This is a genomic window from Veillonella sp. DNF00869 (assembly GCF_001553345.1).
In the GTDB taxonomy this organism is placed as follows: domain Bacteria; phylum Bacillota; class Negativicutes; order Veillonellales; family Veillonellaceae; genus F0422.
In genome coordinates, this window is the sequence record NZ_KQ960771.1 from 43,350 (window position 1) to 57,100 (window position 13,751).

A 13,751-nucleotide genomic window follows, 5' to 3' on the forward strand; every position below is an offset into this window, starting at 1 on the left:
ATGAATCGACGAATTTCCGTAGCCATTGATGGTCCTGCTGGTGCAGGTAAAAGTAGTATTTCTAAAGTAGTAGCTAAGAAATTAGGATATTTATATATTGATACAGGAGCTATGTATCGTGGCATTACATGGGCACTACTGAATGCGGGTATATCTATTGATGATGAAGATGCAGTAGAAGCTGCTTTGTCTAAGATTCAATTAGAACTACGTGTAGAAGAAACGGGTTTATCTGTATGGGTAAATGGAACAGATGTATCCCAAGATATCCGTACACAATATGTGACAAGTCATGTGTCTCAAGTGGCTGCACAAAAAGCAGTGCGCACTAAGTTGGTAGAAATGCAACGTCACATGGCATCAGTGGGCGGTGTGATTCTGGACGGTCGGGATATTGGTTCCGTTGTGTTACCTAATGCGGAACTAAAGGTCTATTTAACAGCATCTGTGGAGACTCGTGGATATCGACGTTGGCTGGAGCTGAAAGATTCTGAGAATATCTCTTTGGAAGAAGTATGTCGTACTGTAGCAGAGCGAGATGCCATGGATATGAATCGAAAAGAATCTCCTCTTGTATGCGTAGATGATGCAGTGGTTGTAGAAACGGATCATCTTAGTATAGAAGAGACAGTACAAACTCTTATCGACTTAATTCGCAAAGCAGAATTAGGAGGCCATCATGGATAAATTTTCTGAATGCTTATGGAGATCTGCATTTACCATCGTTTATGGTTGGTGGTATAGAACAAAGGTCTATGGAAAAGAAAATGTGCCTAAAGAAGGACCGGTTATCATTTCTCCCAATCATAAGAGTAATAATGATCCCCCTTTATGTGGGTTTGCCTTGCCACGTCATGTGAATTTTATGGCGAAAGAGGAACTATTTAGAAATCCGATTTCTAAATTAGTTTGTACTTGGTTAGGAGCTTTTCCGGTACGCCGTGGTGGAGTCGATAAATTAGCTATTCGTCATGCTATGAATTTACTAAAAGATAATTTAATGTTAGGTATTTTTCCAGAAGGTACACGACAAAAGGGTGACACATTAGGTCGCTTTCACGATGGAGTAGCTTCGATGGCATTGCGCACAGGTGTACCAGTAGTACCGGTGGCCATTGTAGGTAGCGACAAAATGATTCGTGGAGAAGTAGCTGTTATTATTGGAAAACCGATTCCTGTAGCAAAAGCAAAAGCAACTGTAGAAGCTATTGCAAACGTGAATGATGTGGTAAAAACAGCTATTCAAACTATGATTGATGATTATAAAGCAGGTAAGTATAAATAGGGGAATGCTATGTTTACAATACGATTGGCAGAAAACTGTGGGTTTTGCTATGGCGTAAAGCGTGCTGTTACGATGGCAGAAAAAGCAGCAGACTCAAAAGATGTAAGTTATACATTGGGGCCTATTATTCATAACCCTCAAGTAGTAGGTCGGTTAGAGGATAATGGTGTCTATGCTATTAATGAATTGAATGATGTAGAAGAAGGTACTATTATCATTCGCTCCCATGGGGTTGGACCAGAAGTATATGAAGAGGCAGAAACACGTGGATTACCAGTGATTGATGCTACTTGTCCACATGTACAGAAGGCACAGCGAGATGCAAAATCTGTAGTGGATGAAGGGTTAACTTTAGTTATTCTCGGAGAGAAGAAACATCCAGAGGTAAAGAGTATTAATCTGTGGGCAGGTAATAAAGGGATTATTGTAGAAACAGAAGAAGATGCCAAAAATATTCAATTCGTGGAAAAAATTGGGGTTGTAGTACAAACTACCTTTTCACAATTTAAGTTTCAAAGTATAATAAAAATATTAGAACAAAAATCTAATGATCAAAAGATCTTCAAGACAATTTGTCAGGCTACTGAGGAACGTCAAAACTCTGCTGTAGCTTTGGCGAAAGAAGTGGATCTTATGATCGTGGTAGGTGGGAAGAACTCTGGCAACACGACTAGATTAGCAGAAGTATGTCGTGATGTAGGATGTACTACATATCACATAGAAACTTCTACTGAAATACAAATGACGTGGTTGAAGGACGTCACAACAGTAGGAGTCACGGCTGGTGCATCGACACCAGACTGGATAATTAAGGAGGTCATTCAGACGATGGAAAATTTTGCAGAATTATTTGCAGCATCAGAAGCGCAAGCAGAAGAATTTAAGAAAGGTAATGTGATTGAAGGGGAAGTTGTACAAATCGATGACGAACGTGCATATGTATCCTTTGGCTACAAAACAGAAGCACAGTTAGAAAGAAAAGAAATGGCATACCCTACACCAGCTTCTGCTAAAGATGTATTAAAGGAAGGCGATAAAATCAAAGCTGTTATCCTTAACCACATCAAAGAAGATAGCCCAATCTATCTTTCTATCACTCGTTTGGCTAAAGATGAAGATTGGCAATATGTTATTGAAGCACAAGAAAAAGATGAGCCAATCATCTGTAAAGGTGTGGATGCAATTCCTGCAGGTTTAGTCGTAACTGTTAAGTCTTTACGTGGTTTTATTCCACTTTCCCAAGGTGACATTCACTTCGTGAAATCCCTTGATAACTTAGTAGGTACAGAATTCGAAGCTAAAGTACTTGAAGTTGAAGAAAAGAAAAACCGTTTGGTTCTTTCCCGTCGTGAAGTACTTGAAGTGGAACGCCAAGCTAAATTAAAAGAAGCGTTAGCAAATGTAGAAGTTGGCGGTACTTACAAAGGTACTGTTCGCAAAATCATGCCTTATGGCGCATTCGTTGATATCGGAGGAATCGAAGGTTTACTTCACATTTCCGACATCTCTTGGCAAAAAATTAAACGCGTTGAAGACGTGTTAGCAGTAGGTCAAGAAATCGACGTTAAATTACAATCCTTTGATGAAGAAAATAGCAAAATCTCTTTATCTTTAAAAGCATTATCCAAAAGCCCATGGGACGTTGCAGAAGAAACTATCCATGTAGGTGATGTTGTAACTGGTAAAGTAGTTCGCACAGTACAATACGGTGCATTTGTTGCTATCAATGATGATATCCAAGGTTTACTTCACATCTCTCAAGTAACTAAACAACGCAATGCAAAAGTAGAAGATTACTTGAGCCGTGGTCAAGAAGTAGAAGTAGAAGTGATTTCTTTCAACAAAGATGAAAAGAAATTAGGTTTAAAATTAACTGAGTTAATGGAACCAGTAGCAACTGAAGAAGAAGCTGAATAATTTCTAGATAATAGAAGAACAGTAGGTCCAATGGACTTACTGTTCTTTTTTTGCTTTCGTTTATGTGATACAATATAAGTTGATAAACTATGTGTTCTTACTCTTCCTTTGAGGAAGTTGAAATATGAGGTGAAAGCATGTCAAAACCATTAGTTGCGGTCGTAGGAAGACCGAATGTAGGAAAGTCTACATTATTTAATGCCATTGTTAATAAACGAATTTCGATTGTAGAAGATATTCCAGGTGTTACACGTGATAGAATTTATTTTGATGCAGAATGGCTACAACGTGAATTTACTATGATTGACACTGGTGGGATTGAGTTTATTACTGCAGAAAGTCATGAAATTCCTAAAATGATGCGTTTTCAGGCACAACTAGCGATTGAAGAAGCTGATGTGATTCTCTTTGTTGTAGATGGTAAGCAAGGGATTACCATTGCTGATGAAGAAGTGGCCAACTTGTTGCGTGCTAGTGGTAAGCCTGTGATTTTAGTAGTTAACAAAATCGATAGTGTAAATCAAGAGGCTAATATTTATGAGTTCTATAATTTAGGTATTGGTGACCCAATTGGTATTTCTGCTAAAAATTTGATGAATTTAGGTGATTTACTTGATGATGTAGTGAAACATTTTCCTCCACAAAGTGCTAGTGAGGAAGATGAAGATACAATCCATGTAGCCTTGATTGGGCGTCCTAATGTGGGTAAATCATCTCTAACAAATGCCTTATTAGGTCAAGAACGTGTTATTGTTAGTGATGTGGCTGGTACAACACGTGATTCTATCGACACCCATTGGAGTCATGATGGACAGGATTTTGTATTAATCGATACAGCAGGTATGCGACGTAAATCTCGTATTGATGCACCTGTAGAAAGATATAGTATTGTTCGTTCTCTTCGTGCTATTGATCGCTCTGATATTGTTGTTTTAGTATTAGATGCTACAGATGGAGTGACTGAACAAGATAAAAAAATTGTTGGCTATGCTCATGAATCTGGAAAAGGCTTAGTGATTGTTGTCAATAAATGGGATTTGATTGAAAAAGACGATAAAACTACATTGCGATTCACAGAAGATATATATGATGAAATGGGATTTTTACGTTATGCTCCAATCTTGTTTGCTTCAGCTTTAACGAAACAACGTGTTCATCGCTTAGCAGAATTAATTAAATACGTATCTGAGCAACAACATATGCGTATTTCTACAAGTGTATTGAACCAATTGTTATCGGATGCGCAAACAGTAAATCCAGTGCCATCTCGTGGTGGCCGTATTCCTAAAATTTATTATATGACACAGGCTAGTGTAAAACCGCCAACATTTATATTATTTGTGAATGAACCTGAATTGATTCATTTTTCCTATATGCGTTTCTTAGAAAACCGACTTCGAGAATCCTTTGGATTCGAAGGAACTCCAATTCGCTTAGTACTTCGTGGTAAGAAGGGATCTGATGAAGAATGATAACGGTGGAAATTGTTGTATTAGTTTTACTTGCATACGTAATAGGTTCTATTCCTACAGGTTTAATTATTGGAAAGCTATGTTTTCATACAGATGTACGTCAATATGGTAGTAAAAATATTGGTGCTACCAATACGTATCGTGTACTAGGGATGAAAGCTGCTTTGCCTGTTTTCCTAGGGGATGCTGGAAAGGGTGCCATAGGAGTTCTCTTATTTTTGCCGAATCCAGAATGGATGATTGTAGGTGGCTTATGTGCTATGATTGGTCATAATTGGTCTATTTTTCTTGGCTTTTCTGGCGGTAGAGGGGTTGCGACAGGATTGGGGGTACTCATTGCATTATCTCCTATAGCGGCTATAATTTGCTTTGCTGTATGGGGCATTATTGTCAAGTTTACTTCCTATGTGTCCTTAGGATCTATCGTAGCAGCTACTCTTGTGCCTATTGTGATGTATTGTTTATCTGAACCTTTACCATACATCATCTTTGGCGCTATAGCGGCATTATTTGTCGTATTCCGTCATAGAGAAAATATTGTACGTCTTTTGCAAGGAAAAGAATTAGCTGTTAAACGTATTACAAAGGATAAGTAATTATGAAAATTGCAGTCATTGGATCAGGTAGCTGGGGCACTGCATTAGCTCTAAAAGGGCTAGAGGCGGGGCATCAAGTGACGATGTATTGTCGCACGGAAGAAAAAGCAAATTATTTGCGTGAATATCGTATTAACCCTTATTTGCCAGATGTAGTTTTACCACTTACTTTAGAGTTTCAACATTCTTATAGCAAAGCTTTACAAGATGCAGAAGTGGTATTGATGGTTACTCCATCAACTTATGTGAGGCGTACTCTACAAGAATTAAAGCCCTATCTAGGACCTTCTATGATTATAGTAGGTTGCTCTAAAGGATTGGAAAAAGATAGTGAAAAGCGATTATCTCAGGTTATTGAAGAAGAGGTACAGGGCTTAGTGAAAGCAACGGCTATTTTATCTGGGCCTAATCATGCAGAAGAAGTAGGCCGTGGTTTGCCGGCTGCCACAGTTGTAGCAAGTCAAAATGAAGATGCTATATGTAGTTTGCAACGTGCTTTGGGAGGTCCTAGTTTTCGAGTGTATGGGAATACAGATGTAATCGGCGTAGAACTAGGAGGAGCCACAAAAAATATTATTGCTTTAGCAGCGGGAATTGCACATGGCATGCAATTAGGAGATAATTTGTTAGCAGCCTTATTAACTCGTGGTCTTCATGAAATGACAAAGTTTGGTGTTGCCATGGGAGCAAAATCAGAAACCTATGCAGGGCTTTCAGGAATGGGAGATTTAATCGCTACTTGTATGAGTCCCCATAGTCGGAATCGGCGAGCTGGACAAAAGTTGGCAAATGGAGAAACTATGGAGGATATCATTAATCGATCCCAAATGGTGGTAGAAGGTTTTTTTGCAGTACGTATTATATATGACATAGCTAAAGTAAAAGGGATTGATATGCCTATTACTAATGCTTTGTATGAGGTATTATATCATCAAGTTTCTCCTGCTGAGGTGTTGATGCAGTTAATGATGCGAGATGTAAAACAAGAAGTTTGTAATAAGTAACAGATTATGAGGAAGATTTTATAAAAAATCTATTGTACCCCATAGTAAAATCATGTAGAATATACAAGTATAGGTAGTAAATTATATGAGAATTATTTCAGGAACAGCCAAAGGGCATACTATACAGGCTCCGAAGGGGATGGATACAAGACCTACACAAGATCGAGTGCGTGAGAGTATTTGTAATGTTATACAAAGTCGAAGAGGATTTTTTGAAGCTCAGGTGCTAGATTTGTTTTCGGGTACTGGCGCATTAGCCATAGAGTCCTTAAGTCGAGGTGCTAGTCATGCCATCGCAGTAGATACACGCACTGTTGATTGTATCCAAAGTAATAGCCGACACTGTAAAGTAGATGATCGATTAGAAATTATGAAATGTACTATGGAATCAGCACTTACACGGTTAAAAGGAAAGCAGTTTCAGTTAATATTTTCAGATCCCCCTTATGAAAAAGGGTATGTTCAAAAAACTTTGGACTTAGTGGACGAGTTACAATTACTTACCGAAGATGGCTTTTTAATTATAGAACGCCATAAGAATGAAACTCTAGAATTATTGCCTAAGTGGGTGGTTGTGAAAGCTTTATCCTTTGGGTATACTCGCGTTGACATTCTTTGTCGAGAACCATAGAAAGGGGCTTATACTGTGAGAATTGGAGTTTGTCCAGGTAGTTTTGATCCTGTTACAAATGGACATATAGATATATTTGAGCGCGCTAGTAAATTAGTGGATAAGTTAATAGTAGTAATTTTAGAAAATCCAAATAAGAAGTATTTATTCACTTTGGATGAGAGGGCAGAGTTAATTCGTCAATCTGTATCACATATTTCTAACATTGAAGTTGATTTTGGAAGCGGTTTGTTGAATGAGTATGTGAAATCACGAGATAGTCATATCATCATCCGTGGACTTCGAGCTTTAAGTGACTTTGAATATGAATTTCAACGTGCTTTGTTTTCAAAATATTTGGATGATGAGATTGAAACTGTTTTTATTATGACCAATAATAAATATGCCTTTGTAAGCTCTACAGGTATACGGGAATTGGCTAGGTATGGTGGTAAGTTAGATGGCTTAGTACCTACAGTTGTGAAACAAGCATTGGAAGATAAATTTCATAGAAAACAAGATAAATAGGAGGACATCATGAGAACAGAAAAATTATTAGAAGAGTTGGAAAATTTAATTGTTACTAGTAACAATATGATTATGACAAATAAAAAATTAATTGAAGAAGAAGAAATTATGCGTATTGTAGATGCATTAACAGAATCTTTGCCTCTTGAATTAGAAGAATCTCGTCGTATTGTAGCAGAGCGTGATCGTATTGTAGCGGAAGGTCAAAAACAAGCGGATGCATTAATTGAACAAGCGAAAGAATACATTCAAAAATTAACAGAAGAAAGTGAATTGGTAAAACAAGCACAAGAACATGCTAATCATATTATTGCAGAGGCTAATAAATCTTCGGAAGAACTCAAAAATAGTTCTATTCAATATGCTAGTGATGTATTCAAATATGTAGAATCTAATTTAGAGCGTACATTAGAAGCATTGCAAGAAAATCGTCAAACATTGCACAAATAACATTAATTAAGCACTTTTTGAGAGGTACTCTTAAAAGGTGCTTTTTATTAAAATTAGAGATTTTTATATTTGCTAGTCATACAAAATTAAAAAAATAAAAGGAGTTTTTATAATTTCGTCGAATACTAACAATATCAGTTTCATGTAATACTATGAGGAGGTATACTATGAATTTTGAAATTCGTAATGGCCACGATTATATTGATGAAGTAAAAGATTTGTTTGTAGAGTATGTACGATCATTAGGAGTATCTGCTAATTTAAGAGAGTTTCATGGACTGGAAGAAAAATATAAAGGTGAAGGTGAAGCCTTGTATATTGCCTTTATCGATAACAAACCAGCAGGCTGTGTTGCGTTGCGTTATGTAGATAGTAAAACAGCGGCTATGAAACGGTTGTATGTTCGTCCAGCATTTAGGCACAGTTCTTTAGGTACAAATATGGCTAAAATGGTAGTAGAAGATGCTCGTGAATTTGGATATAAAACATTGCTACTAGATAGCTTGCCAAGTATGGAAAATGCAAAAGAATTATATACAAGCTTAGGATTTAAAAAATTAGATGGTACCAAGAAGCCGGTAAAGACAGTAGTTCATTTATCATTACCTCTGTAGAGGTTAATCATTGATGGATTTTATATTCATCATATAAATACGTAAAAAGCTGTAACAAATTATGCTCCTTTTAATTTGTATACAGCTTTTTTCGTGGATAAAGATATTTTGAGTCTTTATGGATAAAAATATTGATGTATTACTTATCCAGATACTGTATAATAGGGTAAGTATAGAAAGTCTATTAATTGAATTAGTTCTATAGGAAGGTGAGACCTTTGAAGGGTAAGCATATTGTAGTAGGTGTAACAGCAGGAATAGCAGCTTATAAAGCAGTAGAGTTAGTAAGCCGTTTATATAAATCGGGAGCAGAAGTAAAAGTGGTAATGACGAGAAATGCCACTAAATTTGTGAGTCCCCTTGTGTTTGGTGAAATTAGTAAACACAAAGTGGCTGTGGAAATGTTTGAAAATGTACAGGATTGGAATGTAGAGCATATTGCCTATGCAACTTGGGCAGATGCTTATGTGATAGCACCTGCAACGGCTAATATGATTGCTAAAATGGCGTATGGAATTGCAGATGATATGTTATCTACCCAATTATTGGCCACAACGGCCCCTGTATTTGTATGTCCAGCTATGAATAGTAACATGTATGCCCATCCAACTGTGCAAGAAAATTTATCTATCTTACGTGGTAGAGGTGTTCATGTGCTAGAACCTGACAGTGGACTCCTAGCATGTGGGGTAGAAGGAAAAGGGCGTTTGCCAGATCCGCAAAAAATTATGGACTGGGTGGACTTTCATTTAGGGAAAACAGAACTACTGCAAGGTAAAACGGTTATCGTCAGTGCCGGTGGTACGCAAGAAGCAATTGATCCAGTTCGATATATTACGAATCGATCTAGTGGAAAGATGGGATACGCGGTAGCATTAAAAGCAGCCCAAGCCGGTGCTAAGACAATTTTGGTATCTGCTCCCACAGATCTTGCTGTGCCAATTGGTGTAGAGCGTATTATAGTTTGTTCTGCTACAGAGATGAAAGAGGCTATAGATAGTCACTATGACTCTGCAGATGCGGTGATTATGGCTGCGGCTGTGGCGGACTATCGTGTGGCTGAGGTAGCAAATAATAAAATAAAAAAACAAGAAACTATGATATTAGAGTTGGTAAAAAATCCAGATATTTTAGCAAGCTTAGGAGAGCGTAAACAGCAACAAAAATTAATTGGTTTTGCAGCGGAAACGCAAGATGTCATTGCCTATGGAAAAGAAAAAGTGCGCAAAAAGAATTTGGACATGTTAGTAGCTAATGATGTAAGTAAATCCAATGCTGGATTTGATGTAGATACAAATGAAGTGACATTTATTTATCCTGGAGATCAAATTGTAAGTTTACCTAATATGTCGAAACTTGATGTGGCAGAACGCATCATTCAAGCCTTGGCAGACCTATAAATCTATGCTATAATACATGGTAGTGATTTTAAACTAAGTATTATATGTATGATACAAGTCTCATCAAGAGTAGTGGAGGGAAAGGCCCTGTGAAGCTACAGCAACCATTCCTGATGGAAGAGGTGCTAAATCCAACGATATTTGATCGGAAGATGGGGATATAATTCCTCATCTTGGGATGAGGAATTTTTTTATTGGAGGTTTATTCATGGCAGAAAAACATGTATTTTTCACTTCTGAATCTGTAACAGAAGGTCATCCAGACAAAATTGCTGACCAAATTTCAGATGCTGTATTGGATGCTATTTTAGAAAAAGATCCAACAGCGCACGTTGCCTGTGAAACATTAGTAACAACAGGACAAGTTCATGTAGTAGGCGAAATTACTACCAATACATATGTAGATATTCCTCACATTGTTCGCGATACAATTCGTGAAATCGGCTATACTCGTGCAAAATTCGGTTTTGATGCTGATACTTGTGGCGTTAACGTAGCGATTGACGAACAATCTGCAGACATTGCGATGGGTGTTGATGAAGCATTAGAATCTCGTGAAGGTGGTAGTGATGCCTTTGATAAAATCGGTGCTGGTGACCAAGGCATGATGTTTGGTTTCGCATCCAATGAAACAGAAGAATTGATGCCTATGCCTATTAGCTTGGCGCACCGTTTATCTCGTCAATTAACAAAAGTTCGTAAAGATGGTACATTGGATTATCTTCGTCCAGATGGTAAAACACAAGTAACTGTTGAATATGTAGATGGAAAACCTAAACGTATTGAAACTATCGTTATTTCTACACAACATGGACCAGAAGTTACATTGGAACAAATCCAAGCAGATATTAAAAAATATGTTATTGATCCAGTTCTTCCAGAAGGATTTATTGATGAAAATACAAAATACTTCATCAACCCAACTGGTCGTTTTGTAATCGGTGGTCCACAAGGCGATGCTGGTTTGACAGGTCGTAAAATTATTGTAGATACTTATGGCGGTATGGCTCGTCATGGCGGTGGAGCTTTCTCCGGTAAAGATCCTACAAAAGTTGACCGTTCCGCAGCATATGCAGCCCGTTATGTAGCTAAAAATATCGTGGCAGCTGGTCTTGCTGATAAATGTGAAGTACAAGTAGCTTACGCAATTGGTGTAGCAAAACCTGTATCTATCATGGTGGAAACATTTGGTACTGCAAAAATTGAAGAAGAAAAAATCTCTGCATTAGTAGGCAAACATTTTGACCTTCGTCCAGCAGGTATCATTGAAATGTTAGACTTGTTGAAACCACACTACAAAAAAACTGCTGCCTATGGACACTTTGGTCGTACAGATGTAGACCTTCCATGGGAACGCACAGATAAAGCAGAAGTACTTCGTAAAGAAGCAGGCTTATAATAGATTAATTTGCCCTTCGCTTTTGAATGATACATATATAGAGGATAAAGACGTATGTCTTTGTCCTCTATTTTTGTTACCCCAGTTGTCATGTATATAAATTATAAGAGTCTAGGTTGTCATGTGTTTACATCTTATAAGAAGATGGAATTAGACTACCAAGTGATTTTGTCCTATCATCTTACTCCTAAAAGAAATTTCATCATATGCAAATGTGTAGAAGTAGGGTATGAAATAGTATGAATCGAAGGTACAAACGTGGTATAATGAAGAGTGTTTAGTCAGGAGGTTATGATGCGTTTAGGTGAAATTATTATTAATCGTCCTGCGAAACAATTGAATAAACCTTTAACCTATGAAATCCCTGATTCATTAGGGAATGTACCTATTGGAACTCGCGTAGCAGTTCCCTTAGGAGCCTCTAAAGAAGAGGGAATCCTTATAGGTTATTGTGACATAGAAAATCCATCATTTGTGATAAAACCCATATTAGCTGTATTAGATCCAACACCTTGGTTTTCAACGGAAATGCTGAGAACAGCTCGTAAGCTTAGCGAGTATTATCTATGTACCCTTGCAGAAGCATTAAGCTTGTTTACTGTCGATAAAAGTAAATTAAAATCTTATGACAGACCTAAAATTGAATGGCTTGTGCCTAAGGATTCCTTTCATGTAGAACTATTTGGAGTGAGGAAACAAAAGCAACGTTTGTTGGCAGAATACTTATTAGAACATGGAGCAACCTCAGTAAGTGCCTTACGATTGGCAGGATTTAGTTTGCCTGTCATTAAGCAAGTAAAAGAATGTTCTCATATCGACATAGATTGGCGGTATGAAATGACGAAAACACGGTATGAGGAAGTTGTGGATAGTATAGACATTCCTTTAACTGAGTCCCAGCAGGCTGTATACGAACCTATTCAGGAGTGTATTGCTAACCAGAAAAGTAAAGCGTTTTTACTCCATGGTGTGACAGGTAGTGGAAAAACACAAGTATATCTAAAAGCTGCACAAGAGACGATTCAACAAGATAAGATTGCTATTATTCTAGTTCCAGAAATTGCCTTAACTACGCAAATAGTGCGACGATTTGTAGAGAAGTTTGGTCAAGAAGTGGTCGTTTTTCACAGCCAGTTAACAAAAGCGGAACGTTATAACAATTGGGAGCGTTTACGTCGGAAAGATAGCCATATTATCATAGGTGCTCGTTCAGCAGTGTTTGCACCTACAGAAGATATCGGTCTTATTGTAGTCGATGAGGAACACGACCCATCTTATAAACAACAAGATATGACTCGTTATGATGCACGCATGGTGGCAAGATGGCGCAGTGCAAGCCATCAATGTCCGCTTATTTTTGGGTCTGCTACACCGTCCGTACAGGCTTATTATTTAGCGAGCCAAGGTATCTATGAGTTACTATCTTTAGAGCATCGTATTTTTCATCAACCTATGCCTAAGGTGACTGTTGTGGATATGAAAGAAGAAATGTTCTATGGGAATTACTCTGTATTTTCTATGGCGTTAGATACTTTAATCCAAGAAACACTACAGAAACGTGAGCAAATCATTCTTTTGCTGAATCGCCGAGGTCATAGTACATTTGTCATGTGTCGTGACTGTGGTAAACCTATCCATTGTCCTCACTGTGATATATCTATGGTGTATCATCAAGCGGGGAAGGACTTGCGTTGCCATTACTGTGACCATCATGAAAAAGTGCCTCAAATTTGTCCGCATTGTGGTAGCCATAAAATTAAATTTTTTGGTACAGGCACGCAAAAAGTAGAAGAAGAATTAGCAAAACGTTTTCCACAAGCTAGAATTGCTCGTCTAGATCAAGATACAACTTCTAAAAAAGGAGAATCTCAGCGTATTTTAGAAGCCTTTGGTGCTGGTCAATATGATATTTTGTTGGGCACGCAAATGGTGGCAAAAGGACATGATTTTTCAAATGTTACCGCAGTGGGAATTATTACTGCTGATTCTGTATTGCATATTCCTGTGTATACGGCTTCTGAAAGAACATTTAATTTGCTAACGCAAGCAGCTGGTCGTGCTGGTCGTGGTAATAAATCAGGAAAAGTAGTGGTACAAACCTATAGTCCTGAACATTATGCTATTCAGCACAGCACGCACCATGATTATGTTAGCTTTTATGAGGAAGAAATAGAGGCTCGTAAAGCTTTGTTGTATCCACCAATTGGTGAAATGATACAAATTACCTTATTAGATGAAAAGCTTTCAGTAGTACGAACAAGAGCGACAGAATTAGCCAACACTTTGCGCCAGGCTTGTGAAGGTCAGCGTATTGATATACTAGGGCCCTATGAAAATGGCGCCGCAAAGATACGAGATATGTATCGACTTTGTATTATGATTCGTGGTATTGATTTATCGAATTTAAAATCACACATGTATCATTCAGATATATTTACATTGCCCCATATCTATATAGATGTGGATCCAGTATAGG

General features: G+C 37.7%; 13 protein-coding genes and 1 riboswitch. All 13 genes read left to right on the forward strand.

What is annotated here, in order from left to right; translation table 11 throughout:
• Window positions 1-687, forward strand: a complete 687-nt coding sequence (cmk, locus tag HMPREF3032_RS04540) for a (d)CMP kinase (protein WP_062402394.1) — start codon at window positions 1-3, stop codon at window positions 685-687.
• A complete protein-coding gene (locus tag HMPREF3032_RS04545) occupies window positions 680-1,285 on the forward strand; it encodes a lysophospholipid acyltransferase family protein (RefSeq protein WP_062402396.1) in 606 nt (201 codons plus the stop codon). Before cmk ends, HMPREF3032_RS04545 begins: the two co-directional genes overlap by 8 nt.
• Before the next feature lie 9 nt (window positions 1,286-1,294).
• Window positions 1,295-3,202, forward strand: coding sequence for a bifunctional 4-hydroxy-3-methylbut-2-enyl diphosphate reductase/30S ribosomal protein S1 (locus HMPREF3032_RS04550; protein ID WP_062402399.1), 1,908 nt, complete (start codon window positions 1,295-1,297; stop codon window positions 3,200-3,202).
• A 137-nt stretch (window positions 3,203-3,339) separates the two neighbouring features.
• A complete protein-coding gene (gene der / locus HMPREF3032_RS04555) occupies window positions 3,340-4,674 on the forward strand; it encodes a ribosome biogenesis GTPase Der (RefSeq protein WP_009353825.1) in 1,335 nt (444 codons plus the stop codon).
• Window positions 4,671-5,270 carry a glycerol-3-phosphate 1-O-acyltransferase PlsY gene (gene plsY, locus HMPREF3032_RS04560; RefSeq protein ID WP_369813341.1) on the forward strand — a complete coding sequence of 200 codons (600 nt, stop codon included), beginning with the start codon at window positions 4,671-4,673 and terminating at the stop codon, window positions 5,268-5,270. The genes der and plsY overlap by 4 nt, the downstream gene beginning before the upstream one ends.
• A 2-nt stretch (window positions 5,271-5,272) precedes the next feature.
• Window positions 5,273-6,274: an NAD(P)H-dependent glycerol-3-phosphate dehydrogenase gene (locus tag HMPREF3032_RS04565; RefSeq protein ID WP_062402402.1), complete on the forward strand. Its 1,002-nt coding sequence runs from the start codon at window positions 5,273-5,275 to the stop codon at window positions 6,272-6,274.
• A gap of 85 nt (window positions 6,275-6,359) precedes the next feature.
• Window positions 6,360-6,905 (forward strand): 16S rRNA (guanine(966)-N(2))-methyltransferase RsmD, encoded by a 546-nt coding sequence (rsmD, locus tag HMPREF3032_RS04570; RefSeq protein WP_062402404.1) that lies wholly within the window; start codon window positions 6,360-6,362, stop codon window positions 6,903-6,905.
• Window positions 6,906-6,920: 15 nt separating this feature from the next.
• A complete protein-coding gene (gene coaD, locus HMPREF3032_RS04575; protein ID WP_062402407.1) occupies window positions 6,921-7,412 on the forward strand; it encodes a pantetheine-phosphate adenylyltransferase in 492 nt (163 codons plus the stop codon).
• 9 nt (window positions 7,413-7,421) lie between these two features.
• Complete coding sequence (locus HMPREF3032_RS04580; RefSeq protein WP_009353256.1) at window positions 7,422-7,862, forward strand: hypothetical protein; 441 nt, start codon at window positions 7,422-7,424, stop codon at window positions 7,860-7,862.
• Between the two features lie 167 nt (window positions 7,863-8,029).
• On the forward strand, window positions 8,030-8,476 hold the full coding sequence (locus tag HMPREF3032_RS04585) for a GNAT family N-acetyltransferase (protein WP_009353257.1): 447 nt from the start codon (window positions 8,030-8,032) through the stop codon (window positions 8,474-8,476).
• Between the two features lie 218 nt (window positions 8,477-8,694).
• Window positions 8,695-9,876 (forward strand): bifunctional phosphopantothenoylcysteine decarboxylase/phosphopantothenate--cysteine ligase CoaBC, encoded by a 1,182-nt coding sequence (coaBC, locus tag HMPREF3032_RS04590; protein ID WP_062402410.1) that lies wholly within the window; start codon window positions 8,695-8,697, stop codon window positions 9,874-9,876.
• A 57-nt stretch (window positions 9,877-9,933) separates the two neighbouring features.
• Window positions 9,934-10,035: riboswitch (SAM riboswitch) on the forward strand.
• A gap of 49 nt (window positions 10,036-10,084) precedes the next feature.
• Complete coding sequence (metK, locus tag HMPREF3032_RS04595; RefSeq protein WP_062402412.1) at window positions 10,085-11,275, forward strand: methionine adenosyltransferase; 1,191 nt, start codon at window positions 10,085-10,087, stop codon at window positions 11,273-11,275.
• A 294-nt stretch (window positions 11,276-11,569) separates the two neighbouring features.
• Entirely contained in the window at window positions 11,570-13,750 is a 2,181-nt protein-coding gene (gene priA, locus HMPREF3032_RS04600; RefSeq protein ID WP_062402415.1) for a replication restart helicase PriA, read from the forward strand.
• Window position 13,751 lies beyond the last annotated feature (1 nt).